The sequence below is a fragment of the Flavonifractor sp. An82 genome, from assembly GCF_002159265.1.
Lineage (GTDB): Bacteria > Bacillota > Clostridia > Oscillospirales > Oscillospiraceae > Flavonifractor.
On the sequence record NZ_NFHG01000002.1, the window covers coordinates 93536 to 120010 of the forward strand.

The window sequence follows — 26475 nt, forward strand, 5'->3', positions numbered from 1 at the left end:
TGGGCAAATGAAGATACTCTTTACCTGTGGCGGTACCGCGGGACATGTGAATCCGGCGGTGGCTCTGGCCCAGATGTTCCAGGCCCGTAATCCGGGCTGCCAGGTGCTCTTTGTGGGCGCTGACGGCGGCATGGAGACCCGCCTGGTGCCCAAGGAGGGCTATGAGATCCAGACGGTGACCATCACCAACTTCCAGCGGTCCCTCACCCCGGCGGCCATCGTCCACAATGTGAAAACCCTGCTGAACATGAACAAATCCAAGAAGCAGGCCAACGCCATTCTGGACCGGTTCCGGCCCGACCTGGTGGTGGGTACCGGCGGCTATGCCTCCTACCCCGTGGTCAACGCGGCGGCCGCCCGGGGCATCCCCACTGCCGTCCACGAGTCCAACGCCGTCCCCGGTCTCACCACCAAGACCCTGTCCAAGGTGGTGGACGTGGTGATGGTGGGCTTTGAGGAGAGCCGGAACCACTACGACGATCCCTCCAAGGTGGTGGTCACCGGTACTCCGGTGCGGGAGGACTTCTTCCGCTACAACCGGAAGGAGGCCCGGGAGAAGCTGGGCTTTACCGATGACCGGCCCCTGGTGGTGTCGGTGTGGGGCAGCCTGGGCGCCAAGGTGATGAACGAGCAGATTACCGACTGTATCATCCGGGAGTGCCGGGCGGGCGCTCCCTGGCGGCACATCCACGGCGCGGGCCGCAACTATGAGCAGGTGCTCTCCTCCCTGAAGGAGGGGGGCGTGGACCTGGCCCAGTATCCCGGCGTGGAGGTGCGGCAGTATATCTATGATATGCCCCTGGTGATGGCGGCAGCCGACCTGGTGCTCTGCCGGGCGGGAGCCTCCACCATCGCGGAGCTCACCGCCATTGCCCGTCCGGCGGTGCTGGTGCCCTCCCCCAATGTGGTGGCTGACCACCAGACCAAGAACGCCCGGGTGCTGGCCAACGCCGGCGGCGCGGTGCTGCTGCCCGAGAGCGAGTCCAGCGGCGAGAAGCTCCATGCGCTGGTGGGCCAGCTGCTGGACGATCCTGACCGCCGGGAGCGCATGGGCCGCGCCCTGCGGGAGATGGGGTCTCCCGACGCGGCGGAGAAAATTTACCAGACTCTGAAGGAATTGCTGGAAAAGCGGGCAAAATGAACCGGCCTTCCATCAAACGCATAGGATGGCGTACATAAATCCTGAATGCGGAGGATGGAAGCTATGAGTGCATATGTAATTGCGGGTGGGCGGGCGCTGGACGGCTCTGTGCAGATCCATGGGGCCAAAAACAGCGTCCTGCCCATTCTGGCGGCCTGCCTGCTGGCCCCGGGGGCCTGTGTGATCCAAAATTGTCCCCGCCTGTCCGATGTGGAGGCGTCTTTGGCCATTTTGCGCCACCTGGGCTGCCGCGCGGAGCGGCAGGGGGAGGCGGTGGTGGTGGATGCCTCCGCGCCCACTCGCTTTGACGTGCCCGACCGGCTGATGCGGGAGATGCGCTCCTCCGTCATCTTTCTGGGGGCCATTTTGGGGCGGATGGGACAGGCACGGCTGTGCGCCCCCGGGGGCTGCGAGCTGGGGCCCCGGCCCATCGACCTCCATCTGGCCGCCATTCGTGCCCTGGGGGGCACGGTGGAGGAGCAGGGCGGGAGCCTGTTCTGCCAGGGGCAGCTCCAGGGTGCGGATATCGTGCTCTCTCTGCCCAGCGTGGGGGCCACCGAGAACGCCATGCTGGCGGCGGTGTGCGCCCAGGGTACCACCACCATCACCAACGCAGCCCGGGAGCCGGAGATCGTGGACCTCCAGGGCTTTTTGCAGGCCCTGGGAGCCAATGTCCGGGGGGCGGGCAGCTCGGTCATCACCGTGGAGGGGGGAACCCCGCTCCACGGCGGGTCCTACCGGGTGATGGGGGACCGGATCGTGGCCGCTACTTACCTGACTGCCGTTGCGGCGGCTGGGGGCAGTGTGGAGGTCACCGGTGTGGACTGGCGCACCCTGTCCACGGTGACGGCGGTACTGAAGGAGGCCGGTTGTCAGGTCACCAGCGGCGCAGACCGGATCTTTCTCAGGACAGAGGGGCCCCTGAAGGGGGTACGCCCGGTGCGTACCGCACCCTACCCCGGTTTTCCTACCGATGCCCAGGCCCCGCTGATGGCGGCCCTGGCGGGGGGCACCGGCTGCACCGTCTTTGTGGAAAATATGTTTGAGAGCCGCTACCGCCATGTGGATGAGCTGATCCGCATGGGGGCGGATATCCGAGTGGAAGGCCGGGTGGCCGTGGTGTACGGCGTCTCCCGGCTCCACGGCGCTCCGGTGATGGCCACCGACCTGCGGGGGGGAGCCGCCCTGGTGGTGGCCGCCTTGGGGGCCGAGGGAAGCAGCACTGTCACCGGCCTGCACCACATCGACCGGGGCTACCAGTCCCTGGAGTATGATTTGCAATGTCTGGGGGCCAGCATCCGGCGGGTGTAGGGCAAGTTTGAGAAAATCGTAAGAATTTCTTAGCAAACAATCAACCATTCCGTGCGAGGATAGAGAAAAAAGGACAGGAGATCGACGCAATGGCGGCAAGACGAAACAGAAGAGGACGGCGGCGAAACAGAGGGCGCTTCGGCGGCCTCTATAAGCTGCTGTCCATTCTGCTCATCTTTGCCGCCATTTTGATGGGCTGCATCATTTTCTTCCGGGTAAATACTATGGTGGTGACGGGCAACTCCCGCTACAGCCAGGAGGAGATCATCGCCGCCGCCGGCGTGGAGCAGGGGGACAACCTGTTTACCCTGAACAAGTACCAGATCGCCGACCGTATTCTCACCCAGCTGCCCTATGTGGACGACGTGACCATCAGCCGCAAGCTGCCCGACACCCTGATCTTTGAGGTGGCCGAGAGCAGCGGTGTGGCCTGGGTGGAGAGCGGCGGCTCCTATTGGCTGATCAACAGCAACTGCAAGGTGCTGGAGATGGGAGATGCTTCCCTGGTCCAGGGCAAGCCCCAGCTGCTGGGCATCACGCCGGAGAATCCCACGGTGGGCAACACCCTGACCGTGGCTCCCGAGCAGCAGAACAAGCTGGAGCGGCTTCAGGCCTTCCTGAAGGCCATCCAGGCTCGGGTCATGACAGGCAGCCTCAGCGCCTTTATCGACCTCACCGCCGACAACGAGCTCCGCTTTGGCTACGGCGCCAACCTGACGGTGGTGTTTCCCATGAACGGGGATTTTGACGACGCCACCTACGAGCTCAAGCGCACCCTGGAGACCATGGATGAGCGGGGGATCACCCGTACCGGCACGCTGGATCTGAACTATGAGAGCCGGGAGGTCCATCTGCTGCCCGACCGCTGGCTGCCCGAGGGATGGAGCCCTGTGGAGGCTCCCGTTGAGCCCACCGAGCCCACCCAGCAGCCGGAGGCATCCGGCGGGGAGACGGAGAGCGCGGAGGGTACGGAGCCCAATGAGGGCGGGGAGGCACCGGAGACCTCTCAGAGCCCGGCTTCGCCAGACCCCTCCCATACGCCCACGGTGCCCGAGCAGGCCCCGGAGCAGGCGGAGTAAGAACAAGGAGAATTTCATGGCAGAAAAGAAACGACGCAAAAGAGGCGAGTTTGCGGTGGTGGTGGTATGCATCATCGTGGGCTATCTGCTGGCGGCCCAGCTGCGCAGTGTGCAGCTTACCGGCGCGGCGGACGCCACCAACGCCAGCCGCCTTGAGACTTTACAGGAACTCTATAATGAGCAGTCCAAGCAGAACGATGCCCTGGAGGACCAGGTGGCTCAGCTTCAGGATGAACTGAGCATCTACCGGGACCAGGCCGCCTCGGGGACGGAGGGCAGCGAGGCCCTGCGCCAGGAACTGGAGCAGCTGGAGATCGCCGCCGGCCGCACCGATGTGGAGGGCCCCGGCGTGACGGTGATCCTGCAGGATTCCTCCCAGACCAACGTGACCGGCGATGAGGCCGATTACCTGATCCACGACAATGACCTGCTGTCGGTAGTCAACGAACTGCGCTCCGCCGGGGCGGAGGCCATCTCCCTCAATGGAGAGCGGCTGCTGGCAAACAGCGAGATCCGCTGTACCGGCGCGGTGGTGACGGTGAACGGCCGGCGGTATGCCGCTCCCTATGTGATCTTCGCCATCGGCGACCCCGACACCCTGTACAGCGCCCTTACCATGCGCAACGGCGTGGTGGATGTGCTGAGCCAGTGGGGGATTTCCGTGCAGGTGACGGCCAGCGATCTGCTGCTCATCCCCAAGTATAACGGCACCATCACCTATCAGTACGCCCATACGGCGACGTCGGATAGTGCGGAGCGGGAAGAGGGGGGAGAATAAATGCTGGAGTTGATCGGCCTGCTGGTGGGTGTGGTGATGGGCATCCTGGTGCCCTGGACCATCCCCAGCCAGTATTCTCTCTATGTGGCCGCCGGATTGCTGGCGGCGCTGGACTCCGCCCTGGGCGGTTACTGCGCCCGCATCAAGGGGGAGTTTCACTTCTCCGTGTTCCTGTCGGGCACCATCGGGAATGCAGCCATCGCCGTTTTTCTCACCTGGCTGGGCCAGAAATTGGGCATTCCCCTGTACCTTGCGGCAGTGGTGGTTTTCGGCACCCGCATGTTCCAAAACTTTGCTAAAATCCGGCGGGAACTATTGACCTCGAAGCAAAAGAGAGATACAATAAATCAACTAGATATAGTATCTTCCCAGCAGGAGGACCAAAGATAAGAGGGCCTTCCTTTTCTACATGCTATTTTACGAATACGTTCTACATAGGAGGAGCAGTTATGGCGTTTGGACTGGACACCGGGCCGGATAATGTGGTTACCATTAAGGTGATCGGCGTTGGCGGCGGCGGTAACAATGTTGTCAACCGGATGGTGAAGACCGGTACAAAGGGTGTTGATTTTATCGCTGTGAATACGGACAAGCAGGCGCTTGCCGTTTCCAGCGCGACCTTTAAGATTCAGATCGGTGAGAAGCTCACCGGCGGCCAGGGCGCGGGCAGCGATCCCGAGGTGGGCCGCAAGTCCGCTGAGGAGAGCCGCAACGCGGTTTCCAAGGCCCTGGAGGACGCCGACATGGTGTTCATCACCGCCGGTATGGGCGGCGGCACCGGCACCGGCGCGGCCCCCATCGTGGCCGATATCGCCAAGGAGATGGGCATCCTCACCGTGGGCGTGGTCACCAAGCCCTTCAACTTTGAGGGCCGTCGGCGCATGATGCAGGCGGAGAAGGGTATCGAGGAGCTGCGTACCCGGGTGGACAGCCTGGTGATCATTCCCAACGAACGTCTGAAGTTTGCCACCGATCAGAAGATCACCTTCCAGAATGCATTCGAGATCGCCGACGATGTGCTGCGCCAGGCGGTGCAGTCCATCTCTGACCTGATCAAGAATACCGGCTTCATCAACCTGGACTTCGCCGACGTCACCGCCGTCATGCAGAATGCCGGCATGGCCCACATGGGCGTGGGCCGGGCCGCCGGTAAGAACAAGGCCGAGGAGGCCGCCAAGATGGCCATCTCCAGCCCCCTGCTGGAGACCTCCATCAACGGCGCCAAGGGTGTTCTGGTCAACGTCACCGGCTCCGTGGACATCGGCCTGGAGGAAGTGGAGACCGCTGCCAACCTGGTGCAGCAGGCCGCCCATCCCGACGCCCTCATCATCTTCGGTGCCGCCTTCGACGACACCCTGGAGGACGAGATCCGGGTCACCGTCATTGCCACTGGCTTTGAAGAGCTGGAGGGCGCCATGCCCAACAAGCCCTTTACTGCCGCCGCCGAGAAGAAGACGGGCGTTCAGCAGCCCCAGGCTCCTGCCGCCAACGGCCAGGCTCAGCCTGCCGCTCCCGCTGAGGACGATCCCTTTGAGGATATCTTCAAGATCTTTAACCGCAATCGCTGAGTATACCTCAGGAGCCGCCGTTTTACGGCGGCTCCTTTTATTTGTGGAAAAGCCTCGCAGAGTTCGCGCCCGCAGGCGCGAAACAAGTCCAAATCTGTTTTCGGCCGCGACATGTGCGTGGCCGAAAATACTTCTCAGGCTGTTAGTGTGGGTTTTGCCCGCCTTTGACGGGCAGAGCCTGCGCGCGACAGCCTGCAGCCGTCTCAAAAAAGTGGCTTTGCCACTTTTTTGAAAGTTCTCAGGAGCCGCCGTTTTACGGCGGCTCCTTTTTTGCTGCTCTCCGGGCTTGCAATCCGCCGGGAAAAGGCATATAATAAAGGTCGGCCAAAATAAGCGGAAAGCGAGCAAAACCGGTATTTTGGCAAAATAAACCACATTTTAAGGGAGTGATATGCGCCGTGAGCGGTGACCCTCTGAGTCGAGAATGCAGCGAAACTGGCACGGCGTATCTGCTCCGTGTGTGACCGGCCCTGCCGGTAAGCACCCGCACGCCTGTGCCCTTTTTGGGTCCCCTGTATAGGAAGGGCGGACCCACGAGACAATAGGTGTGCGGGGATTATTATGCCTTTTTGGCCCCTGCGCCCGGAAAGGCGTGATATGATTGCTTTCGATCCATAAGACCATCAATGGGAAGATGACCCGGCTGGATTCCGTCCAGGACGGCTGCTGGGTCAACCTGACCTATCCCAGCGAGGATGAACTGAATACCGTGGCGGTGACCTTGGGTGTGGAGCCCACCTTCCTGCGGGCCGCCCTGGACGAGGAGGAGACCTCCCGTATCGACACCGAGGAGGGCCAGACCCTCATCATCATCGACGCCCCCTCGGTGGAGAAGGACGACGCGGTGGTGTACTCTACCCTGCCTCTGGGCATCATCGTGACGGAGAAGCACATCATCACCGTCTGCCTGAAGGAGACCTCCATCCTGAAGGACTTCCAGGACGGTCTGGTGCGCAACGCCGACACCCAGAAGCGGACCCAGTTTATCCTCTATATGCTGCTCCAGGTGGCCAAGCGCTTCCTGCAATACCTGAAGCAGATCGACAAGATCTACAACTATATGGAGCGCCAGCTCTACAAGTCCCAGCGGAATAAGGAGCTCATCCAGCTGCTGGACCTGGAGAAGTCGCTGGTCTACTTCAATACCTCCCTGAAGGCCAATGAGGTTACCCTGGAGAAGATCCTTCGGGGCCGCATCATTACCCTTTATGAGGAGGACCATGACCTGCTGGAGGACGTGCTTATCGAGGTGCGCCAGGCCATCGAGATGGCCAACATCTACTCCTCCATTATTTCGGGCATGATGGACGCCTTTGCTTCCGTCATTTCCAACAACCTGAACGTGATCATGAAGGTGCTGACCTCCATCACCATCCTGCTCACCATCCCCAATATTTTCTTCAGCTTCTACGGTATGAACGTGGCCAACCTGCCCCTGGACCAGTTTTGGTGGTTCCCGCTGGTACTCTCCCTGGGTGTGATCGTGGTGACCGGCATCATCCTAAAGAAAAAAGATCTGTTCTGACCGAAAGACCCGCTGCCCGGCACTGCCGCAGCGGGTCTTTATTACTTTACATTCCAAAAATTTTCAGACGAAAAATCCGAGGGGATTCATATTGTGGTAACATTTACATGGCATAATGGTTAGCAATGAACCGAATGACAAGGGGGCAGATTCCCCGGTGAGTGAAGAGAATGGAGGTTTTTTATGGCAAGCAATCCCAACTATTGCAACATTACGCCTGAGATCGAGGCCCTGGCGGGCATGTCTAAGGAAAACAGCCGGATCGACCCGGGCGATTACGTAAAGTATGATGTGAAACGGGGCCTGCGTGACCTGAACGGCAAGGGCGTGCTTGCCGGCCTCACCGAGGTCTCCGATATTGTTGCCAAGAAGGTAGTGGACGGCCAGGAGCTGCCCTGCGAGGGCAAGCTGTACTACCGGGGCGTAGATGTGGAGGATCTGGTGGCCGGCGCCCTGAAGGAGGGCCGCTTCGGCTTTGAGGAGACCGCCTACCTGCTGTTGCTGGGCAAGCTGCCCACCAAGGAGGAGCTGGACGGCTTCACCAAGCAGCTGTCCTACTACCGCTCCCTGCCCAATAACTTTGTGCGGGATATCATCCTCAAGGCCCCCAGCCACGACATTATGAACTCCCTGGCCCGCAGCGTGCTAAACCTGGCCTCCTACGACGACCGGGCCGACGACATCTCCCTGCCCAATGTGATGCGCCAGTGCGTCCAGCTCATCTCCCTGTTCCCCATGCTCAGCGTCTACGGCTATCAGGCCTGGAACTACAAGAGCGGCAGCAGCCTGTATATCCACGCCCCCCGGCCTGAGCTGTCCACGGCGGAGAATATCCTCACCCTGCTGCGGGCCGACTCCTCCTATTCCTTCTGGGAGGCCCATGTGCTGGATATCTGTCTGACCCTCCATGCCGAGCACGGCGGCGGCAACAACTCCACCTTCACCACCCATGTGGTCACCTCCTCCGGTACCGATACCTACTCCTGCATGGCGGCCGCCCTGGCCTCCCTGAAGGGTCCTCGGCACGGCGGCGCCAATATCAAGGTGGTGCAGATGTTTGAGGATATGAAGGAGACCGTCCGGGACTGGAAGGACGAGGACGAGGTGCGCCACTACCTCCAGGCCCTGCTCAACAAGGAGGCCTTTGACAAGGCGGGCCTGATCTACGGCATGGGCCACGCGGTCTATTCCCTGTCCGACCCCCGTGCCAACCTGCTCCACTCCTTTGTGGAGAAGCTGTCCCGGGAGAAGGGCCGCAACGAGGAGTACGAGCTCTACTCCCTGGTGGAGCGGCTGGGTCCCGAGGTCATTGCCGGGGAGCGGAAGATGTACAAGGGCGTGTCCGCCAACGTGGACTTCTATTCCGGCTTTGTGTACCACATGCTGGACCTGCCTCTGGAGCTGTACACCCCCATCTTTGCCATGGCCCGTATCGCCGGCTGGTCTGCCCACCGCATCGAGGAGCTTATCAATATGGGTAAAATTATCCGTCCTGCCTATAAGTATGTGGGCAGCCATGCGGATTATGTGCCTATGGATCAGCGCTGAACAACAACAAAAGAGCCGCCCTTTTGGTTCCCCCTGACAGGGGTAACTTTGCAGGTGTCTGAACCCCCGGCAGATATTGCTTCGGCAGTATCTGCCGGGGACTTCTTTTTGTCTCACGCACCCTTGGCGGTGGACTGACCTTTCGGCTGTGGCAGTTCCACACAGCCAATGTCATTGTAGTGGATCTCCACCGTCTGCTGAGCGTGCTTGCTCCACTTCACGTCCTTTTCGTGGATCACGATCTTTCGGATGAACAGCCGCAGCAGCTCCGGTGTCAGCTCCTGGATGTCTGTGTATCGCTTTGCCAGGGAGATAAAGTGGTCTGTGCCGGACACCTGCTCCCGCAGCCTCTGAATGGCAGTTTCCTTTTCTGGGATGGTCTTATTCAGCGCTTCCATCTCCTGGGTGTAGCTGCCGGAGAGCGTCTGGAATTGCTCCGCTGTGATCCGCCCCAGGACGCTGTCCTCATAAAGGCGCTTGAAGATGCTGTTCAGCTCCTTACTCCGCTTCTTCATAGCGGCCAATTCCCGTTCCAGCCCACGCATCTCTTTTCGGATCTCCGCAGACTGTCTGCTGCCGATGTATGCGGCAAACTCCTGGGTGTGCTCCCTGGCCATTGCTGTCACCCGCCGCAGATCCTCCAGAACCACGTCATCCAGCACACACTCCCGGATATAGTGGGCGGTGCAGAGGGTGCCGTCCTTCTTGTAAGTCCGGCAGGTGAAGTGGTTGTAGGACCGGCTCATGGTATGGGCGCGGTGGAGCACCATGGTGCTTCCGCAGTCGGCGCACACCACCAGCCCGGAGTACTTGTTCTGCTCGTCCATCTTGGTAGGTCGCCGTTTGTGCTGGCGTACCCGCTGGACGATATCCCAGACCTCACGGCTCACCAGGGCGGGGTGGGTATTTTCCAGCACCATGCATTCCTCCCTGGGATGTTCCACTTTCCGCTTGTCCTTGTAGGAACGGGTGCTGTACCGGAGATTGATGGTGTTGCCCAGGTAAATCTCATTCTCCAGCATGTTGGCAATCGTACTGTCGGACCACCCATAGGGATCATTCAAATTCAGACTGCTATGGGCAACGCCAAAGGTTTTGTAAGCGTAGGCCGTAGGGCATAGCACTTGTTCCCGCTTCAGCAGTCGGGCTATCTGGCTGGGTCCTTGCCCAGCGGCGCACAGGGCGAAAATACGGCGCACCACGGCGGCGGCCTCCTCGTCCACCACCAGCTTCTTGCGGTCCTGCTCGTCCTTGCGGTAACCGTAGGGCGCTCTGGTGCCCAGCCGCTCCCCGCGCTCCGCCTTGGCCCGCTGCACCGCCCGGATCTTCCGGCTGGTGTCCCGGATGAACCACTCGTTAAATAGGTTCTTGAAGGGCATCAGCTCTGTGCTCTCGCTCCGGTCGGTATCCACATTGTCGTTGATGGCGATGTAGCGCACGCCGAACATGGGGAACCGCTCCTCGATGTAAAGCCCCGTGTGGAGCTGGTTGCGTCCCAGCCGCGACAGGTCCTTGGTGATGATGGTGCGGATCTTCCCGCTTTCCATATCCGTCATCATCTGCTGGAAGCCGGGGCGGTTGAAGCTGCCCCCGGAATAGCCGTCATCCACATAAAAGCGGGGATTGGGGAAGTGGTGCTCCCGTGCGTACCGCTCCAGGATATTTCGCTGGTTCTGGATGCTGTTGGACTCTCCGTCCGCCCCGTCATCCTGGCTGAGACGGCAATACAGGGCGGTGATCTCATTCTGGTTTGACTGTTTCATACAGCCCTCCTTTTTTCTCGTCAAACCGATTCAGCGCATCGCGCCTACACAATACCCCAAAGCCTGGGCAATGTCCAGCCCTTTAGGCACACAGCTTTCCCTGCTGCGCGTCCAGGTTGATGAGGGCTTTCAGCTTGTCCTCCGGGGTGGCGCTGCCTTGCTGCGGGAACACAGACACCACACGGATAAGCCGCCCATGGGAGCGCTGAAGGCGTTCCGCTTTTACCTGTTGAACATCATCTTTCGCTTCTTCTGACATTTTCGTTTCCTCCATCTCTGGTCGGGAAGGTTCGGCAACTTTGCCAAACCTTGCTGGGCAGCGCTTTTGGTGATTTCATCAAAAGCGGTCTCCCGGCTCTGTGGTATATTCCGCTCCTCCCGCGGATCGCCTTTGACACTATTGTCAAAGGCAATTTTCTGCTCCTGTGACATAAAAGTGACGCTCCTGACGATTCGGCTGAAAGCGCCCAGTTTCTCTCTGGGGCCATACCTATCCCCCCTCTGGGCCTGCGAGGCCACACGGGGCCTCCTGTGGCCTTACAGAGGCTATTGCTGGGTGGAGAGAAGGAAGTACTCCTCACAGAGCTTGTCCGCCAGAAACTCCAGCTGCGCAATCTGCTCCGGGGCGAGTTCTCTGGCCTTTGGGCAGCGGGCGATCTGCCGGATGTTGGAGTAGATATGGTTTACGGCGGGATGCGGGTCTATCTTCTGCCTAGGCATTCGGGCGTGGATCGTGGTTTACTTGATCAGCTTGCGGAAATAAGTTGTGACCGGCAGTCTGGTGATGGCCAGATAGCGGCACAGCCGCTGGTACTGCTCCTCCGTCATGCGGACGGACAGAGAACAGCTGTTGTCCCGCATAGGTGGGCGTGGCTTGTGTTTATACCGCATAGGGGTACCCCAGCTTTCTCACCTGCCGGAATTGCTCCACCACCTGGGCCAGGCGGCGGACGGAAAAGCCCAGCTGCTGGGCGGTGCCGCAGCCGCTGTTGAATGCCCTGGCCACGGCGTTGATGTCCCGGCCAGCCTCATCCGCAAAGGCGATGGCCGCTCTCGTCTCTTTCTCCCGGTAGAGTATAGGGCGGTTTCGCTCCAGCTCTCTCATCAGCCAGGCGTTGGCGGACAGTCCGGCAGCCCTGCTTTTCTCTTTCAGCAGGTCGTATTCCTCCTGGCTCATCCGGATACAGGTGCGGTGTGTTTGTGTGTTCATGTTGCTCCTCCTCTCGGGAGACGGCTCCAGGTCCATCCCCGGTTCTCGCACCCATCCTAACAGATAATGCGGACAGTCTGTGTCCGCATTAAAAAAGAAAAATGGGGGGTCTCATGATGCACCCTGCCCTGGATTTCTTGACCTCTAGGGTGCTAACATGGACACCCTTGTACGGATTATAATGTACCCAATCATGTAGACAGTTTAGTGAAAAAACGACATCCTGATGCAGGTGAAAATAGGGTCCGGCAAGGTTGCCGGACCCTATTTTCAGCGCAATGAACTGCCGCCGGAATTGCCAAATATTCAAATGAGATCGGATTTGATGATTTCACCAAACCCGATCTAAGCTCAGACGACCTTCCGGCAACCTTGCCGAAAAGTTCCGCCCGAAGGCGGCATCGGGGACAGGGGTTTCCCCTGCAAGCGCGCAAAATGTACATTTGCGCTATGCTTGCGTGAAACGCCTGCCCTTCAGGGCAGGCGTTTTACCGCCGCCAGAGGCGGCGGTGCCATGCGCGGCAGAGCACGATTTGTCACCTCACCACACAAAGAATGGTCACACACTCAAGTATACCGACGAGCGGAACACCCACCCATCCGCCTCAAACCAGGCGTCATCACGTATGCCAAAACCTGCGAGACCTATGTGACCTAGGGGAGGATAACCAGATCGATGCTCCTCAGGCGAACATTCAGTACGCCGTACTGGAGCCGGAAGGTTACCAACCGGAACTGGTAGAAAAGATGTACTTTGCCCGCACACGCAAGGGTACCATGAGCAGGCCGGAGTTCGAAAACTGGATCCGTAACGCGGAGCGATTGTAAGATCAGGCGCTGAAGAGCTATAAAAAATCACGGACACTTGAGGAGAAAGACCTGATCCTGGAGAAATTGAAAGCGGATCTAAATTGCGTAAGAGAAAGGGATACTGTCAGGTAGCGTGTTTTGCCGGTTTTTCTTCTCACATAGAGTTTTTCGCACAATCAATCAAAGCAGACATCCATTTCGGTCTTATCGCACCGAGACGGATGTCTGCTTTTGTAGTGGTTCAGTTCATTTGAGAGTTCCCAGGCCAATTTGAATCCGCAGAGAAAGCTGTCTATGGATCGTTCCTCCGCGATTAGATTTTGGGTATCAATGATCCGCAATACTAATTTTCTCTCTGGCTTTTCCAGCCGCTCGATGAGCTGTCGGTGGCAGTCATCGATCTCCTGCTCGGCCTCCTCCATGGGCAAAGGTGTGTAGAATCTATCATACAATAGTTTCAGGGTGTCGTTCATATGTCCTGCCTCCTGTCAGCAAGACACCATAGCACAAAAGCGGCAGAATATCCAGCTAAAAACAGATATTGTACTGTACCAAAAAATATGACCATTTTTTGATAAAAAACTCAAAAAGGAGAAGTGGGTGACAGCCAGTGTCCATGACGTATGCTATAATGAGCTTGACATCAGTCCTCAAAAGTCAGAAATTTTTGCGGTGCCACATCCAGTACGGCAGCAATGTCAAACAAAGTGTCCAAAGACAGTGCTTTGGAGATGTTAGGTGCCTCCAGGTGGCCGATATAAGCAGGGGTAAGACCGACCTGCTCCGCCAGTTCTTCCTGGGTCAGTCCCCGGAGCTTTCGGTAGTAGGCAATCTTTAACCCGATCTGACGGTATTGTTCAGTGTAGATGGATTTCATAGTTGATTCCTCCATATGCAACTATGGTAGCGAATCACGACAGAAATTGACATGAGCTATAAAATATATTATTATATTTTTTAGATAGTAATATGTGCTTGTGAGCACATGATTATTCATGGAGGATCGTATGGACGGCACATTGGTAAAGTCGGAGCGTCTGCTGCAGATTTATTCCAGGCTGGTCAGCGGCGATGTTCTCCCCAAAAAAGAATTAGCGCAGCAATTTCATGTCACGGAGAGAAGCATCCAGCGTGACATGGAATCGCTGCGCTGTTTTTTTGCTGAACAGGGGCTGCGGCAGGATATCGTCTACGACAAGCAGGAAAGAGGTTACCGGCTGGAGCAGCCTGCTCTGCCGCTGCTCAATAACAGTGAGATCCTTGCGGTATGTAAGATCTTACTTGAGAGCCGCTCCATGCGCCGGGATGAGATGCTGCCGATTCTGGACAAGCTCATCTCCTGCTGTGTACCGAAACAGAGCAAGCGTGCGGTAGCAGAACTGCTGGCCAACGAGAAACACCATTATATTGAGCCGCATCATGGTCAGCACATTCTCCCTGGCCTGTGGGAGATCGGCCAAGCGGTACAGGATCACCGGGTACTGGAGATCGAGTACGAGCGCATGAAGGAGCCGAAGCTGGTGCGCCGCCGAGTGCTGCCGGTGGGTATCATGTTCTCAGAATACTACTTCTACCTGACAGCATTTCTGGAAGATAAGAGCACATTTGATAACCCGGATGATTTGTTTCCCACCATTTATCGAATTGACCGGATCAAGTCTTTCATAGTTCTGGATGAGCACTTCCAAGTTCCATACAAGGATCGCTTTCAGGAGGGGGAGTTCCGTAAGCGGGTGCAGTTTATGTACGGTGGCAAACTGGAACGTATCCGGTTTAAATATACTGGTCCATCCATTGAGGCCGTGCTGGATCGTCTGCCTACGTCGAAGATCGTGGAGCAAGACGAGGAGGGCTGGACTTTGGAGGCTGAGGTGTTTGGCAAGGGCATTGAGATGTGGCTGAGGAGCCAGGGAAACTATATTATTCTTATTTGAAGAACAATCTAATTTATTAAGGAGTGGGTATAGTATGCTTTATACGAAGGCCAAAAAGGAAGCTCTTTCAATTTATGAACACGCAGTGGAAAAGTACAATAATACATACCAAACTATGCAGGAAACGGGGTCCCGACTCTATTCCTTACGGCAAGATAGTGTAAAGTTGATCCAAGAAATAGAGCTTTTACTCAATAGTATCGCAAACAAGCCAAAGGAATTTGAAAAAACAATTTCTGATATTCAGGCTGAACAAAAGAAGTTTCGAGATGCAGAAGAGTATGCCGCAGAAGCAATGAAAGCCGCTGTGAAATCTGGTATTAGCGTTGCCGCCGGAGTGGCTGGCGGAGCCGCTGTGGCGAGTATGGCACCTTCTGCCGCCATGTGGGTGGCCACCACCTTCGGAACTGCCTCCACTGGAACTGCAATCTCCACATTATCTGGTGCAGCAGCAACAAAAGCGGCGCTGGCATGGTTGGGCGGTGGGGCGTTGTCTGCCGGGGGAGCAGGAGTTGCAGGTGGCCAAGCTCTCTTAGCCTTAGCTGGGCCCATTGGCTGGGGAATAACCGGGGTAACCACGGCAGCATCTGTAGTTGCATTAGGGCATAAAAACAAGAAGATTGCAGATGAGGCAATTGCTGAAGCGAAGAAAATTACCATTGCTGGGGCAGAGGTCAACGAATCCAGCGCCAAAATTCAGCATCTTATAGATGAAACGGTTATGTTGATGGATGATTTGCGAGATATGTCTCGGGCAAACACACTTTTAAGGGATGCAAATTATCTGGAACTGTCTGAGAAAGAGCAATACCGTCTTGGTGCTATGGTTAACAGTACTCTGGCGTTAGCTGAAATGCTGAACAAGACCATTTAGGAGGATTCAGTATGGATGTCGCGCAAATTGTAAAAAGCACGCAGGAACAGGGTGTTGCTGCATGGGTTGATTATCTAAATCAGTTGCGGTTGAACGAACTTCTGGCAAAGCTGACCTCACAAAATATGAATCTTGAGCAGGCGTTGGCCGAACTTCAGAAGATGAAGGTCAATATTGCTGCCTTGATTGAAAACAATCGGGGCGGCGCAAAAGGAATGCATGGCTTTATCGCAGAGACTGCGGAGGTTGGCATTGAAAACGCACGTAACCTGATAAAAGGATTAGACGCGGTCTGCGAGTGGATCAATAACAATGGCCCTGCAGACATTCTCAGAAATGGTACAGAAATTCAGCAAAAGTTTGTGCGATCCGGGGGGCATTTCGGCCTTGAGGCTGTCAAAGCCCATTTGGAGCAATACCCTGATTTTATTCGAAATGGCGGAAAATATCAAATTCCGAAAGATTTCTATAACGACCTCCAAAGGATTTTGGCGCTTTCTCAGGAAGAAGCAGCGAAGGAATCTACCAGTACATATCAATTGTGGAAGTGGATTCATACCTTCTTTGAGGAAACTGGAGTTTCTCCAAGTGATTTAGAACCTGCGGTTTTAGATTATTCAGCCGTACAGGCCGGAAAAATTGGCAAAACCATTCAGCAAGAAGAAAACAACATTAAAGCGGAGGATCAGCGTCGTCGTAATGAAGCATATGAGGCCAGCAAGCCCACATTGCAGGAAGGTGTCAAGGCAGCTGGAATCTCTGCAGCGATGGAAGGCGGTATGACATTCTGCCTTGGCGTATGGAAGAAACACAAACAGGGCAAACGCCTTTCGGAGTTTACTGCGGAGGACTGGAAGGAGATCGGCATTGACACCACAAAAGGAACTGTTCAAGGTGCAATCCGTGGTGGAACCGTTTACGCAATGACAAACTTCACTGCTACACCGGCTGCGGTTGCAAATGCATTTGTCACAGCAGCTTTCGGCGTAACGGGTCAGGGAATCAAATTCCGCCGAGGCGAAATTTCGGCGGAGGAGTTTGTTGAAAATTCCGAAATCCTGTGCCTGGATGTGTCAATTAGTGCTGTTTCTGCAATGCTGGGCCAGGTGGCGATCCCAATTCCCGTTCTGGGAGCCATGATTGGAAATGTTGCCGGGATGTTCATGTATCAGATTGCCAAGGACAATCTTAGCGAGAAAGAGCAAATACTGATCCAAGCCTATCAGGAGAGTTTTGCCGCACTAAATCAAACGCTGGATGAACGGTATTACAAGCTCCTCGCAATGTTAAAGAAAGAAATGGAAAGATTTTCATCTATGTTGGAGCTTGCGTTTGACCCAGATGTCAACATTGCATTTGATGGTTCTATCGTATTGGCCGATTATGTCGGTGTGACTCCGAAAAAAGTTCTGCGGAACAAACGGGATATTGACCAGTATTTTCTGAATTAAACATAAATCAGGAGGAAAACGCCATGGAAACTACCAATAAATGCGATTATGAGGATGACCTGCTGGAAGAGCTTCAAGGCTACAAATATAGGGAGATGTTTGAGAAAGCAAACAATATCGTGCTGGGATTTGTAGCAAGCACTACAGCTACAGGCGCTGTGCCGATTCCATTTGCCGACGCTCCGCTTTTGGTTGGCCAGCAAGTAGCCATGATGATTGCCATTAATAAGGTGTTTGGATTTAATATCCAACGCGATGCACTCCAATCTCTGGTGGTTGCGGCTCTTGGTGTCAGTGGAGCCACTGTGATTGGTAAGACTGTAGCATCTAATCTGATGAAACTGGTTCCTGGCGCAGGTTCAGTAGCCGGCGGAGCTGTGTCTGCCGGTACAGCGGGTGTGATCACGCTTGCCCTTGGCAAAGCCTATATTGAGGTTTGCAAAGCAATAAAAATGGGAAAGTTGGATCAAAATGCCTTGACCAAAAAGGAAGGCCGAGAGATGCTGAAAAAGGCATTTAAGGAGCAGATGAAAAAAAGTAAAAAATAAAAGTTCTGAAAAGAAATATTTTACTGAGGCGGCATTACCGTTAAGACCTCACGTGCAAAGTATAAACGCCTGTGGATGCAATTTGTTCGCATCCATAGGCGTTTCCCGTACACAGCGTTAAGCCCCATAGGTGCACATTGTGTACCTATGGGGCTTAACCCGTATCGAGAGATCGTTTTTCGCAGCACTTTTCAAATAGCGGGGGCGAGGACAGTTAACCGGCTGTTTTCGCCCTTTTCTGACGTGCGCAAAAAGAAGGGCCTGCGGATTTTCCGCAGGCTCTTCCACGCTGATGCGCAAAATTGGTTTTTTGTTGTCCTTTTGCGGGGGCTCCTTTAGGGCGGCTCTTTTTTGCTCAATTGGCTCTGCGGACCTCCAGGTAGTAGTGTTCGGTCGACGGATCCAGGGTGACGGTTTTGATCCCCTGTTTCAGGTCAAAGCCGAAATTCTGCCGGACGATCCGGATTCGTCCGTGGTCCTCCAGAGTGGCGGTCTGCTCTGTACAGCTCAGATTGGAACCCATCTGAGTCAGAAGATCATAGCCGTAGATTCCGCGGTTCTCCGTGTGGGCGCACACGAAGTCGTAGCTGCCTTCCTTGGTAAAGGAGGACTCCACCGTGACACGCTCCCCGGCGGGGATGGTGAGGGTAGCCTCCCCGTAAAAAATGCGTTCCTGGATGTTGCACCATTCAAATACCATCTCCAGCATCGTCATGTTGGACGGGATGGAGGTTCCAAAGCTCTTGCAGAGGGTGTCGAAGAATACTTCTCTGGGAAGTGCAAGAACGCCCATTGGTTTTCCGTACTTTTGATCCAAGGTGTTCGGCCCCTGGCACAGGGCGTCCAGCACCTCCCTCAGTGTGGATTGGTACTGGGTGACGGTGGCGGTGACGCCTGCAAGCTCCTCACCGGGGTCGCAGCCGCCGTCCCGGTAGCCCTGAAGGGTGTAGTCTTCCAGTGGATCACCCACTACGATGAGCAGACGGGGATCCTCGGCATGGGGCGAGTTGGAATCGGGCAGAGAGAACTGACGCTGGGCCCAGCCTGCTTCCTGGTCAAGAGCGCCTCCATTGAAGCCATAGGTCAATACAGCGGGGCTGCTCTCCGACCAGGGATAGGTCACCGCCAGGGTGGGGGCGGGGGCGTCGCTCTCCGGCAGGACAAAATCGGTGAAGGAATAGACCGTCACCGGGGTATCCAGGGTGGGGGCCTCCTGGTGGGCGGCCGTCAGATCTCCGTCCGCCACAATTGCCGCGTATTCCTCCCAGGATTCCATGTGCTGGCTCCCGCCTACACCGGGGTAGATGGTGGTCTCCAGCTCCGTGCCGTCTGCCGTCAAGGTAACGGGATAGAGCTCATAGAACCTCCCGGCAACGGGATAGACCAGGGTAACGGTCTGGTCGGTATCGGTGGGGTTGGTGAGCACATAGGAGTCTTTTACCTGGATGTCGGTGCTTTTCCCGTCCTGCCAGGGAGCAAAGTCCAGAGTGATGTGCCGCTGGGCGGTCAGTCCCACATCCTCCAGCGTGGTCAGGGGGAAAATGGGCCCGGCGTAGGACATGAAGGTGGAGGCCTCGTCATGACCAGCCCCGCCTCCGCCGCTGCTGCCTCCTATCCGGGGCAGCAGCCAGGCCCCGCCCAGCACTATCACCGCCAGACCGGCGCACACCCCCATCCAGGGCTTGAATCGCCGGGAGCGTCTGCGGGCAGCGGGAAGGGCGGCGATCCGCTCACGCAGCTGCTGAGAGGCGTGGAGGTCCTTGACCTGGGCCAGATAATCCGTCTTATTCATCCTCAAAGCCTCCGATCATCCGTTCCCGCAGGGCCTGCCGCCCCCGGGAGAGCCAGGACAGCACCGTGTTCCGCTTGGCCCCCAGAATCTCCCCGATCTCGGCGGCGGTGTAGCCCTCAAAATAGTGCAGATAGATGGCGTTGCGGTAGGGATCCGGCAGGGCGCGCACCTCGTCCAGCACCGAGCCGTCCTCCCCGGCTGGGGCAGGAAACTGCTCCGGCAGGGGGACCTCCCCGCTGCGCTTGGCCCGGCGGAGATTTTTGCACTTGTTGATGGTCACCCGCAGCAGCCAGGCCTTCAGATGCTCCCCGTCCTGAAAGCCCTTGCCGCTGCGCAGCAGGGCCTCAAAGACCTCCTGGGTCACATCCTCCGCATCCTGTATGGTGGGGGCGTTGTGGCAGGCCGCCCGGTATACGGTGTCCAGATGGTGTTCCATTGCGTAGGAGAAGGGGGCGTCCCCCCGGAGCTGCATGGCCATGGCGCTCTCTCCTTTCTGCCCTGTACACACCTGAGAAGGGCCAATGATTGCATCGGAAGTAAAAAATTTCGCCGCCGCAGCAATGCGGCGGCGAAATTTACTTTATGGCTGTGCGGCAACTGCTTCGGCCACCCGGATACCGTCCACGGCGGCGGAGGTGATTCCCCCTGCGTAGCCTGCTCCTTCCCCGCAGGGATAGAGTCCGGTGATAACGGATTGATAATTTTCTCCCCGAAGAATACGCACCGGAGAGGAGGAACGGGTCTCCACGCCGGTGAGCAGGCTGTCCGGCGCGGCGAAGCCGTGGAGCTTGCGGTCAAAGACCGGCAGCGCCCCCCGGAGGGTGTCGGTGACGTAGCCGGGCAGGCAGCGGTCCAGATCGGTGGGGGTAACTCCGGGCCGGTAGGTGGGCGCCACGGACCCCAGAGCCTTGGAGGCACGCCGGGCCAGGAAATCCTTTACCGTCTGGGCCGGGGCGTGGTAGTTGCCGCCGCCCAGCTGAAAGGCAACCTCCTCCCAGTGCCGCTGGAAGGCCACGCCCGCCAGAGGATGCTCCGAGCCGAAGTCGGCGGGGCTGACCCCCACCAGGAAGCCGCCATTGATGTTTTTACCGTCTCTGGCCCGGTGACTCATGCCGTTGGTCACCAGCCGCCCCTCCTCCGAGGCAGCGGCTACTACCTGGCCGCCGGGGCAGACGCAGAAGGTGAAGGCGGAGCGGCCGTTAGGCAGGTGGCAGGCCAGCTTGTAGTCGGCGGCGGGTAGTTTCTCCCAGGCGGGCCCAAACTGGGCCTGAGAAATAGCGCTCTGGGGGTGCTCAATGCGCACGCCGATGGCGAAGGCCTTCTGCTCCATAGGCACCCCGGCCTCGTGGAGCATCTGGAAGGTGTCCCGGGCGGAGTGGCCAGGGGAGAGGATGAGAGCGTCACAGGGCAGGTCGTAGGGCCCCTGAGGGCCTGTTACGGTGAGGCCGGCTACTGCTCCGTCCCGGAGGGTGAGGCCGGTGAGCTGGTGGCCGAAGCGCACGTCACAGCCCAGGCGGATGAGCTCCAGCCGGATGGTTTTCACCACATCCCGCAGCACGTCGGTGCCGATGTGGGGCTTGTGCTGGTAGAGGATATCCGCCGGAGCTCCCGCCTCCACCAGGGTGCGGAACACGGTGGAGATCCGGGGATCGTGGGTGCCGGTGGTCAGCTTACCGTCGGAGAAGGTGCCCGCGCCTCCTTCGCCGAACTGGACGTTGGAGGCGGGGTCCAGCATGCCGGTGGACCAGAATCGTTCCACGTCGGCGGTGCGCTCCTCCACCGGGCGGCCCCGCTCCAGCACAATGGGAGCCAGCCCGTTCCGGGCCAGAAAGAGAGCGGCGAAGAGCCCGGCGGGACCCATGCCCACCACCACCGGCGGCAGGGAGGAGGTGCGCCGCACGGTTGGGAAGACGTAGGGGGCGCTCTGGTGGAGGGAGACATTTTTATCCCGGCACCGGGCCATGATCCTGCCCTCGTCGGCCACACTTACGTCCACGGTGCAGACGTAGTGGACGTCGCTTTTTTTCCGGGCGTCGATGGACTGCCGGGCCAGAGACAGGCTGGTGATGGCGTCCGGCCTGACGCCCAGAATGCGGGCGGCCTTCTTTTTCAGCTGGCCCAGTCCGCCGTCAATGGGCAGGGGGATATTTTGAATACGGAGCATAGTACAGTACCTCGTAAGAAAGGATGGGGGCGCGGGCGACCATAAAGGTCGCCCCTACGTTTATTCTGCGCGGGGATAAGGGTCCTCCACATCAGTCAGGCCAGCCAGATAATCCATGCTGGTATTTAAAGCAAGTGCAATTCGCTTGCACTGTTCAAAGGTATAATAGCGCTTTCCGTTTTCGATCTTAGAGAAATCGCTTTGGTTAATTCCGGTTTTCATTTGCATATAAATCTGGGTATAACCACGTTTTTCACGCAGGTCTTTGAGACGAGACATAAAATCACCCCAGATAATTATGGGTGATTTGACCTATTGAAATTATGGTGAAATTGACCTATTATGATTGGGGTGATGCTATGATACAGGAAATGCGGGAAGAGTACAAGGAAAAAATGAGCCGTGAAAATCATACATACCGCATCTGTTGGAAGTTGTACGATGAACTGGCAGATCTCTTTTGCAACGAAGGCCCCATATCGGAGGATTTTAAAACCTTTCTTGTGCAGCTGGAAAAGCAGAGGGAGGAACAATACAACAGACACTATAATTGGGGATGTGCCATGGAATGCGGCACAGTCCCTGATAATCAGCCGGAGGGTGAGTTGCTAACTGGGCAGAGAATGGCAGCGGAGGCACGTAAAAGTGTGGAACGGGTCATGAAATCCTATAGTGAAGAGATGTTTATGCTCTGGAAGCTGTTCTGCCGTGTTGAAGCATATTGCCGTACACAGGAAGCGGCGTATATGTGTGTATTGGGTATGGAAGAGGCAGAAAAGAAAAATGGCATCCATCCGTTGTAAGGATGGATGCCATTTTTGTTTCAAGATTAGTAAGAAACACCCTGCCAGATCATGGCGTCGGCCACCTTCATGAAGCCGGCGATGTTGGCGCCCGCCACCAGGTTACCGGGCATGCCGTACTCCTCGGCGGCCTTGGCGGTGTTGTGATAGATGTTGGTCATGATGTCGTGGAGCTTCTGGTCCACTTCCTCAAAGCTCCAGCTCAGGCGCATGGAGTTCTGGCTCATCTCCAGACCGGAGGTAGCCACGCCGCCGGCGTTGGAAGCCTTGGCGGGAGCAAACAGCACGCCGTGCTGCTGGAACCAGGCCACAGCCTCGGGGGTGGAGGGCATGTTGGCGCCCTCGGCCACGGCGAAGCAGCCGTGCTCCACCAGAGCCTTGGCGCCCTCCAGGGGCAGCTCGTTCTGGGTGGCGCAGGGGAGGGCGATGCCGCAGGGAACGGTCCAGATGCCCTGGCAGCCCTCGTAGTACTTGGCGGTGGGGACGTAATCCAGGTAGGTCTTGATGCGGTCCCGCTTGACCTCCTTGATCTCCTTGATGACCTTGTAGTCAATGCCGTTCTCGTCCACGATGTAGCCGTTGGAGTCGCTCATGGCGATGACCTTGCCGCCCAGCTGGGTGGCCTTCTGGTTGGCGTAGATGGCCACGTTGCCGGAACCGGAGATGACCACGCTCTGGCCCTGGAAGGACTTGCCGGCGGCCTTGAGCATCTCATTGGTGAAGTAGCACAGGCCGTAGCCGGTGGCCTCGGTACGGGCCAGGGAGCCGCCGTAGCTCAGGCCCTTGCCGGTGAGCACGCCGTTGAACTCGTTGCGGATACGCTTATACTGGCCGAACAGGTAGCCGATCTCACGGGCGCCCACGCCGATGTCGCCGGCGGGCACGTCGGTGTCGGGGCCGATGTGGCGCTGCAGCTCGGTCATGAAGGACTGGCAGAAGCGCATGACCTCATTGTTGCTCTTGCCCTTGGGATCAAAGTCGGAGCCGCCCTTGCCGCCGCCCATGGGCAGGCCGGTCAGGGAGTTCTTGAAGACCTGCTCAAAGCCCAGGAACTTGATGATGGACAGGTTGACGGAGGGGTGGAAGCGCAGGCCGCCCTTGGAGGGGCCGATGGCGGTGGAGAACTGCACCCGGTAGCCCCGGTTCACCTGAACCTGGCCGTGGTCGTCCACCCAGGAGATACGGAACAGCAGGCTGCGCTCGGGCTCCACCATACGCTCGATGACGCCGGCCCGGGCCAGCTCGGGCTTCTGGTTAAAGACGGGCTGGAGGGACTCCAGCACCTCGCCCACAGCCTGAAGGAACTCGGGCTCATGGGTATTCTTGGCGCAGACGCTCTCATAGACGCCCTGCAGGTACGAATTGGTAAAAGTAAATGCCATGTTGCCAAACCCCTTTGCCTGGCGGCCCATTATGGACGGACCAACCGGATTTTGATACACTGGGAGCGGTGTGAAAGACATCCGCTCCAACATGTTGGTGCTATTATAATGCGTCATCCCAGAAAATGCAAGGGAAAATTATAAAGTTGCAAAAACCACCGGGTAGTTTCGTGAAAACTGGCAAGTATTGCACCAATCTATACTTTAGCGTGCAACGGAATGACGAGATGTAACATATTGCGCCCTGGTGCGTTATTTAGGTGAAAGGGGGGAGGAGCGTGGAGCCCAGGAGCCTGGAGGAGCTCTATCAACGATATGCCGGAGAGCTGTATCTTTATGCGTTTTCCCTCTGTCAGGACCGGTCCCAGGCCCAGGACCTGATGAGCGAGGCCTTTTGCCGGGCCCTTCTCTCCCTGGAGGGGGAAGAGGACGGCTGGAAGGGCTGGCTGTTCAAGGTGTGCCGCAACCTGTGGCTGGACCAGTGCCGCCGCCAAAGGCACCTGACCGGGGAGCCCCCCGACCCGGAGCGGCTGACGGGGGAGGACGACCTGCTGGAGGACCTGATCCGGGAGGAGACCCGGCGGACGGTCTATGGGGCGGTGCAGCAGCTGGCCCCTTTGGACCGGGAGATCATCACCTTATATTATTATGGAGAATTGTCCCTGAAAGAAGTGGGGGCGGCCATGGGCATCAGCCCCGGCGCGGCCCGGACCATGCTGTGCCGGGCCCGTAAAAAGCTCAAGACCAGATTGGAGGGAGCGCTATGACATTCCGGGAATTGTTGGAGAAATACAAAAATGGCACCGCTACCGAGGCCGAACGGGCCATGGTGGAGGCGGAGCTGGAGAAGAGCGAGGCCATTGCCGACTACCTGGCTGAGGGCCTGGAGGCGCTGGAGGAGGGGGGAGAGACCCTGTCTGACTCCGGCGCGGAGGTAAAGAAGGTAAAGCGGACGATGAACAGACGGCTGCGCCGCACCGCCCTGTGGGCGGCGGCCATTGTGCTGGCAGTGGTGCTGGCGGTGCAGTTTGTGGTCAATCCTCTGGTGTCCTCCTTTTATTATCAGCCCAATGTCCGGACGGTGGGGCAGGATGAGGAGCGGAATGCCGAAGCTGCTATGAGGTACGCCGCAGGAGATGATGTGGAGGTGGATCTGACAGCCCTTTATGAGCTGCTGGTGCCGGGGCAGACGCCTATGGACGTTCAGGTGGACGCCGAGGGCTTTGGGCGCTACACGCTTACCTATCAGACGGAGGATGGACTGACGGGGGACATGCTGCCGGTGACCCAGAAGCTGCGGCCCGGTACCTACGACACTCAGATGCAGAGCAGGTGGGGGAACTATGAACTGGGCTGGTTGGATTTCGTGGCCCCGGCGTCCCAGGAGGAAAGAGAGTCCGGGGATGAAATAGACCATCTGTCTCAGCTGCCTGAGACCTCCTTTGTTACCGCTTGGGTCCATTTCCCCGAGGACCTGACCTGCGTGCAGTTTGGACAGCTGGCGGAATCCTATGATTTGGACCGCGACAACCGGATCTTCTTCCGCTGGGCAGGGGTGCGGGTGTCCGATTTTAATGAGGATACAGGGCGGATGAGTCATTTCCTGGGTGTGATCCCCGAAGAAGCTGCCAAGGAACAGGCAAGGGTATCGCCTGCCTGGGAGACATATCCTCTGTTTGATTACCATCAATACTTTGCCGAAAATGGGTTTGATTCCATTGGGAACAACCGCGGCGCCAACAGCGGCTACCAGATGGAGACCCATTTCCAGAGTGTACTTGCCTATGCGGCGGACCGCTCCGAGGCGGTGGAGGCGCTGGTGGGGACCATCTATGAGGAGGCGCTGTGGAACTTTGACGCCGCTCAGAGTTACGTGGAGGAGCACGGAGTCAGGATCGGCGGCGCTCTGGTATACGCCGAGCCCAAGGCGCTGCTGCGGATGTGGGAGAGAGGAGAGATCGACGGCCTGTCTCTGGAAGAGGTCCTGCCCTCCCGCTACTCCGCCAGAGCAGAATTCCAGCGCTAAAAAGTACTTTGACGAAATCCTCCAACTGTATTATACTAAAGTCAGGATTGGAGGTGTCCTTATGAAACACATCGTCATTACCATTGGTCGTGAATACGGTTCCGGCGGACGGCTCATCGCCAAGAAGCTGTCCGAGGACATGGGTATCACGTTCTACGACAAACAGCTGATCTCCGACGTGGCCAAGAAGACCGGCTTCTCCGAGCACTTCATCCGCAATGCCGAGCATCAGCGCCCCACCAACAGCTTCCTCTACGACCTCTACACCAGCGTCCAGACCCCTTCGGTCCCCGACCAGGTGTTCATTGCCCAGGCCAAGATCATTAAGGAGGCTGCCGCCCGGGAGTCCTGCGTCATTGTGGGCCGCTGCGCCGACTATATCCTCCGGGATCAGCCCAACTGCCTCAAGGTGTTCATCAACGCGCCCCTGGACCAGCGGATCCGCCGGGCCCGGGAGGAGTATGGTGTGCAGGAGGCCAATCTGGAGAGCTTTGTCATGCGCCAGGATAAGGCCAGAGCCTCCTATTATAACTACTTTGCCACCGGCCGCTGGGGCCAGAGCCGGGAGTACGACCTGTGCATCAACAGCCGCATCGGTATCGATGCCGCCGTGGAGGTCATCCGGGCCGCCGCCGAGGCCATTACGGAAGCGCCCTAAATGTGAGATCAGAAGCTGTACCCGCTGCGCCCCAGCGGGTACAGCTTTTTTGCGGCCAAAAATCGGATAAATTGTGAACAAAAATTGTTTCTTGTGTGAACTTTAGCGCT

General features: G+C 57.6%; 28 protein-coding genes. 16 read left to right on the forward strand and 12 right to left on the reverse strand.

Translation table 11 applies throughout. The annotated features are described in order from the left end of the window. The first annotated feature begins 7 nt into the window (after window positions 1–7). From murG to B5G34_RS04145, 8 genes are all read left to right on the forward strand, one after another. The gene (murG, locus tag B5G34_RS04110) at window positions 8–1141 is read left to right on the forward strand and encodes an undecaprenyldiphospho-muramoylpentapeptide beta-N-acetylglucosaminyltransferase (RefSeq protein ID WP_087334544.1); all 1134 of its coding nucleotides are present in this window, start codon (window positions 8–10) and stop codon (window positions 1139–1141) included. A 63-nt stretch (window positions 1142–1204) separates the two neighbouring features. Beyond that, window positions 1205–2452: a UDP-N-acetylglucosamine 1-carboxyvinyltransferase gene (murA, locus tag B5G34_RS04115; RefSeq protein ID WP_087334546.1), complete on the forward strand. Its 1248-nt coding sequence runs from the start codon at window positions 1205–1207 to the stop codon at window positions 2450–2452. Between the two features lie 89 nt (window positions 2453–2541). Beyond that, window positions 2542–3531, forward strand: a complete 990-nt coding sequence (locus B5G34_RS04120; RefSeq protein WP_087334548.1) for an FtsQ-type POTRA domain-containing protein — start codon at window positions 2542–2544, stop codon at window positions 3529–3531. A 16-nt stretch (window positions 3532–3547) separates the two neighbouring features. Further along, window positions 3548–4309, forward strand: a complete 762-nt coding sequence (locus B5G34_RS04125) for a DUF881 domain-containing protein (RefSeq protein WP_087334550.1) — start codon at window positions 3548–3550, stop codon at window positions 4307–4309. Next, the gene (locus tag B5G34_RS04130; protein WP_087334552.1) at window positions 4310–4699 is read left to right on the forward strand and encodes a small basic family protein; all 390 of its coding nucleotides are present in this window, start codon (window positions 4310–4312) and stop codon (window positions 4697–4699) included. A gap of 59 nt (window positions 4700–4758) precedes the next feature. Next, window positions 4759–5877 carry a cell division protein FtsZ gene (gene ftsZ / locus B5G34_RS04135; protein WP_087334554.1) on the forward strand — a complete coding sequence of 373 codons (1119 nt, stop codon included), beginning with the start codon at window positions 4759–4761 and terminating at the stop codon, window positions 5875–5877. Window positions 5878–6478: 601 nt separating this feature from the next. Continuing rightward, window positions 6479–7402 (forward strand): magnesium transporter CorA family protein, encoded by a 924-nt coding sequence (locus B5G34_RS04140; protein ID WP_204245902.1) that lies wholly within the window; start codon window positions 6479–6481, stop codon window positions 7400–7402. A gap of 183 nt (window positions 7403–7585) precedes the next feature. Beyond that, window positions 7586–8950 (forward strand): citrate/2-methylcitrate synthase, encoded by a 1365-nt coding sequence (locus B5G34_RS04145; RefSeq protein ID WP_087334558.1) that lies wholly within the window; start codon window positions 7586–7588, stop codon window positions 8948–8950. 113 nt (window positions 8951–9063) lie between these two features. On the opposite strand, the gene B5G34_RS04150 is transcribed toward B5G34_RS04145, so the two are convergent. From B5G34_RS04150 to B5G34_RS04170, 7 genes are all read right to left on the reverse strand, one after another. Beyond that, window positions 9064–10713, reverse strand: coding sequence for a recombinase family protein (locus B5G34_RS04150; RefSeq protein ID WP_087334560.1), 1650 nt, complete (start codon window positions 10711–10713; stop codon window positions 9064–9066). A gap of 82 nt (window positions 10714–10795) precedes the next feature. Next, entirely contained in the window at window positions 10796–10972 is a 177-nt protein-coding gene (locus B5G34_RS18680) for a hypothetical protein (RefSeq protein WP_162609414.1), read from the reverse strand. Window positions 10973–11259: 287 nt separating this feature from the next. Continuing rightward, complete coding sequence (locus B5G34_RS18685; RefSeq protein ID WP_162609415.1) at window positions 11260–11433, reverse strand: hypothetical protein; 174 nt, start codon at window positions 11431–11433, stop codon at window positions 11260–11262. Between the two features lie 18 nt (window positions 11434–11451). Beyond that, a complete protein-coding gene (locus tag B5G34_RS18690; RefSeq protein WP_162609416.1) occupies window positions 11452–11604 on the reverse strand; it encodes a hypothetical protein in 153 nt (50 codons plus the stop codon). Continuing rightward, on the reverse strand, window positions 11594–11923 hold the full coding sequence (locus B5G34_RS04160; protein ID WP_087334564.1) for a hypothetical protein: 330 nt from the start codon (window positions 11921–11923) through the stop codon (window positions 11594–11596). The genes B5G34_RS18690 and B5G34_RS04160 overlap by 11 nt, the downstream gene beginning before the upstream one ends. Window positions 11924–12909: 986 nt before the next feature. Further along, the gene (locus B5G34_RS04165; protein WP_087334566.1) at window positions 12910–13206 is read right to left on the reverse strand and encodes a DUF6809 family protein; all 297 of its coding nucleotides are present in this window, start codon (window positions 13204–13206) and stop codon (window positions 12910–12912) included. Between the two features lie 170 nt (window positions 13207–13376). After that, window positions 13377–13610, reverse strand: coding sequence for a helix-turn-helix transcriptional regulator (locus B5G34_RS04170; protein ID WP_087334567.1), 234 nt, complete (start codon window positions 13608–13610; stop codon window positions 13377–13379). Between the two features lie 130 nt (window positions 13611–13740). Between B5G34_RS04170 and B5G34_RS04175 the strand changes: the two genes are divergently transcribed. The 4 genes from B5G34_RS04175 to B5G34_RS04190 are packed head-to-tail and all read left to right on the forward strand — an operon-like array spanning window position 13741 to window position 17540. Then, window positions 13741–14667, forward strand: coding sequence for a WYL domain-containing protein (locus B5G34_RS04175; RefSeq protein WP_087334569.1), 927 nt, complete (start codon window positions 13741–13743; stop codon window positions 14665–14667). A gap of 34 nt (window positions 14668–14701) precedes the next feature. Then, complete coding sequence (locus B5G34_RS04180; protein WP_087334571.1) at window positions 14702–15541, forward strand: hypothetical protein; 840 nt, start codon at window positions 14702–14704, stop codon at window positions 15539–15541. A gap of 11 nt (window positions 15542–15552) precedes the next feature. After that, window positions 15553–16992 (forward strand): hypothetical protein, encoded by a 1440-nt coding sequence (locus tag B5G34_RS04185; protein WP_087334573.1) that lies wholly within the window; start codon window positions 15553–15555, stop codon window positions 16990–16992. Between the two features lie 23 nt (window positions 16993–17015). Then, window positions 17016–17540, forward strand: coding sequence for a DUF697 domain-containing protein (locus B5G34_RS04190; RefSeq protein ID WP_087334574.1), 525 nt, complete (start codon window positions 17016–17018; stop codon window positions 17538–17540). Between the two features lie 355 nt (window positions 17541–17895). Here B5G34_RS04190 and B5G34_RS04195 read toward each other — a convergent pair whose 3' ends face one another. The 4 genes from B5G34_RS04195 to B5G34_RS04210 form a co-directional block, all read right to left on the reverse strand. Next, entirely contained in the window at window positions 17896–19332 is a 1437-nt protein-coding gene (locus tag B5G34_RS04195) for a hypothetical protein (RefSeq protein WP_087334575.1), read from the reverse strand. Next, window positions 19325–19810 carry an RNA polymerase sigma factor gene (locus B5G34_RS04200; protein ID WP_087334577.1) on the reverse strand — a complete coding sequence of 162 codons (486 nt, stop codon included), beginning with the start codon at window positions 19808–19810 and terminating at the stop codon, window positions 19325–19327. Before B5G34_RS04200 ends, B5G34_RS04195 begins: the two co-directional genes overlap by 8 nt. Window positions 19811–19912: 102 nt before the next feature. Next, a complete protein-coding gene (locus tag B5G34_RS04205) occupies window positions 19913–21496 on the reverse strand; it encodes an FAD-dependent protein (protein ID WP_087334579.1) in 1584 nt (527 codons plus the stop codon). A gap of 60 nt (window positions 21497–21556) precedes the next feature. Then, complete coding sequence (locus tag B5G34_RS04210; protein WP_087334581.1) at window positions 21557–21775, reverse strand: helix-turn-helix transcriptional regulator; 219 nt, start codon at window positions 21773–21775, stop codon at window positions 21557–21559. Window positions 21776–21855: 80 nt separating this feature from the next. On the opposite strand from B5G34_RS04210, the gene B5G34_RS04215 reads away from it, so the two are divergent. Beyond that, entirely contained in the window at window positions 21856–22299 is a 444-nt protein-coding gene (locus tag B5G34_RS04215; RefSeq protein WP_087334583.1) for a hypothetical protein, read from the forward strand. A gap of 26 nt (window positions 22300–22325) precedes the next feature. Here B5G34_RS04215 and gdhA read toward each other — a convergent pair whose 3' ends face one another. Beyond that, window positions 22326–23681 (reverse strand): NADP-specific glutamate dehydrogenase, encoded by a 1356-nt coding sequence (gene gdhA / locus B5G34_RS04220; RefSeq protein ID WP_087334584.1) that lies wholly within the window; start codon window positions 23679–23681, stop codon window positions 22326–22328. Between the two features lie 278 nt (window positions 23682–23959). On the opposite strand from gdhA, the gene B5G34_RS04225 reads away from it, so the two are divergent. The 3 genes from B5G34_RS04225 to B5G34_RS04235 all read left to right on the forward strand — a co-directional run bounded on the left by B5G34_RS04225 (window position 23960) and on the right by B5G34_RS04235 (window position 26365). Further along, on the forward strand, window positions 23960–24448 hold the full coding sequence (locus B5G34_RS04225; protein ID WP_087334586.1) for a sigma-70 family RNA polymerase sigma factor: 489 nt from the start codon (window positions 23960–23962) through the stop codon (window positions 24446–24448). Next, window positions 24445–25707, forward strand: a complete 1263-nt coding sequence (locus tag B5G34_RS04230) for an anti sigma factor C-terminal domain-containing protein (protein ID WP_087334588.1) — start codon at window positions 24445–24447, stop codon at window positions 25705–25707. Before B5G34_RS04225 ends, B5G34_RS04230 begins: the two co-directional genes overlap by 4 nt. A gap of 61 nt (window positions 25708–25768) precedes the next feature. Further along, entirely contained in the window at window positions 25769–26365 is a 597-nt protein-coding gene (locus tag B5G34_RS04235; RefSeq protein WP_087334589.1) for a cytidylate kinase-like family protein, read from the forward strand. The last annotated feature ends 110 nt before the right edge of the window (window positions 26366–26475 follow it).

What these genes read in the sequence shown, in the direction of transcription:
- murG (WP_087334544.1), top strand. Translation starts at nt 8, where the DNA reads ATGAAGATACTCTTTACCTGTGGCGGTACCGCGGGACATGTGAATCCG.
- murA (WP_087334546.1), top strand. Translation starts at nt 1,205, where the DNA reads ATGAGTGCATATGTAATTGCGGGTGGGCGGGCGCTGGACGGCTCTGTG.
- B5G34_RS04120 (WP_087334548.1), top strand. Translation starts at nt 2,542, where the DNA reads ATGGCGGCAAGACGAAACAGAAGAGGACGGCGGCGAAACAGAGGGCGC.
- B5G34_RS04125 (WP_087334550.1), top strand. Translation starts at nt 3,548, where the DNA reads ATGGCAGAAAAGAAACGACGCAAAAGAGGCGAGTTTGCGGTGGTGGTG.
- B5G34_RS04130 (WP_087334552.1), top strand. Translation starts at nt 4,310, where the DNA reads ATGCTGGAGTTGATCGGCCTGCTGGTGGGTGTGGTGATGGGCATCCTG.
- ftsZ (WP_087334554.1), top strand. Translation starts at nt 4,759, where the DNA reads ATGGCGTTTGGACTGGACACCGGGCCGGATAATGTGGTTACCATTAAG.
- B5G34_RS04145 (WP_087334558.1), top strand. Translation starts at nt 7,586, where the DNA reads ATGGCAAGCAATCCCAACTATTGCAACATTACGCCTGAGATCGAGGCC.
- B5G34_RS04150 (WP_087334560.1), bottom strand. Translation starts at nt 10,713, where the DNA reads ATGAAACAGTCAAACCAGAATGAGATCACCGCCCTGTATTGCCGTCTC.
- B5G34_RS18680 (WP_162609414.1), bottom strand. Translation starts at nt 10,972, where the DNA reads ATGTCAGAAGAAGCGAAAGATGATGTTCAACAGGTAAAAGCGGAACGC.
- B5G34_RS18685 (WP_162609415.1), bottom strand. Translation starts at nt 11,433, where the DNA reads ATGCCTAGGCAGAAGATAGACCCGCATCCCGCCGTAAACCATATCTAC.
- B5G34_RS18690 (WP_162609416.1), bottom strand. Translation starts at nt 11,604, where the DNA reads ATGCGGTATAAACACAAGCCACGCCCACCTATGCGGGACAACAGCTGT.
- B5G34_RS04160 (WP_087334564.1), bottom strand. Translation starts at nt 11,923, where the DNA reads ATGAACACACAAACACACCGCACCTGTATCCGGATGAGCCAGGAGGAA.
- B5G34_RS04165 (WP_087334566.1), bottom strand. Translation starts at nt 13,206, where the DNA reads ATGAACGACACCCTGAAACTATTGTATGATAGATTCTACACACCTTTG.
- B5G34_RS04170 (WP_087334567.1), bottom strand. Translation starts at nt 13,610, where the DNA reads ATGAAATCCATCTACACTGAACAATACCGTCAGATCGGGTTAAAGATT.
- B5G34_RS04175 (WP_087334569.1), top strand. Translation starts at nt 13,741, where the DNA reads ATGGACGGCACATTGGTAAAGTCGGAGCGTCTGCTGCAGATTTATTCC.
- B5G34_RS04180 (WP_087334571.1), top strand. Translation starts at nt 14,702, where the DNA reads ATGCTTTATACGAAGGCCAAAAAGGAAGCTCTTTCAATTTATGAACAC.
- B5G34_RS04185 (WP_087334573.1), top strand. Translation starts at nt 15,553, where the DNA reads ATGGATGTCGCGCAAATTGTAAAAAGCACGCAGGAACAGGGTGTTGCT.
- B5G34_RS04190 (WP_087334574.1), top strand. Translation starts at nt 17,016, where the DNA reads ATGGAAACTACCAATAAATGCGATTATGAGGATGACCTGCTGGAAGAG.
- B5G34_RS04195 (WP_087334575.1), bottom strand. Translation starts at nt 19,332, where the DNA reads ATGAATAAGACGGATTATCTGGCCCAGGTCAAGGACCTCCACGCCTCT.
- B5G34_RS04200 (WP_087334577.1), bottom strand. Translation starts at nt 19,810, where the DNA reads ATGGCCATGCAGCTCCGGGGGGACGCCCCCTTCTCCTACGCAATGGAA.
- B5G34_RS04205 (WP_087334579.1), bottom strand. Translation starts at nt 21,496, where the DNA reads ATGCTCCGTATTCAAAATATCCCCCTGCCCATTGACGGCGGACTGGGC.
- B5G34_RS04210 (WP_087334581.1), bottom strand. Translation starts at nt 21,775, where the DNA reads ATGTCTCGTCTCAAAGACCTGCGTGAAAAACGTGGTTATACCCAGATT.
- B5G34_RS04215 (WP_087334583.1), top strand. Translation starts at nt 21,856, where the DNA reads ATGATACAGGAAATGCGGGAAGAGTACAAGGAAAAAATGAGCCGTGAA.
- gdhA (WP_087334584.1), bottom strand. Translation starts at nt 23,681, where the DNA reads ATGGCATTTACTTTTACCAATTCGTACCTGCAGGGCGTCTATGAGAGC.
- B5G34_RS04230 (WP_087334588.1), top strand. Translation starts at nt 24,445, where the DNA reads ATGACATTCCGGGAATTGTTGGAGAAATACAAAAATGGCACCGCTACC.
- B5G34_RS04235 (WP_087334589.1), top strand. Translation starts at nt 25,769, where the DNA reads ATGAAACACATCGTCATTACCATTGGTCGTGAATACGGTTCCGGCGGA.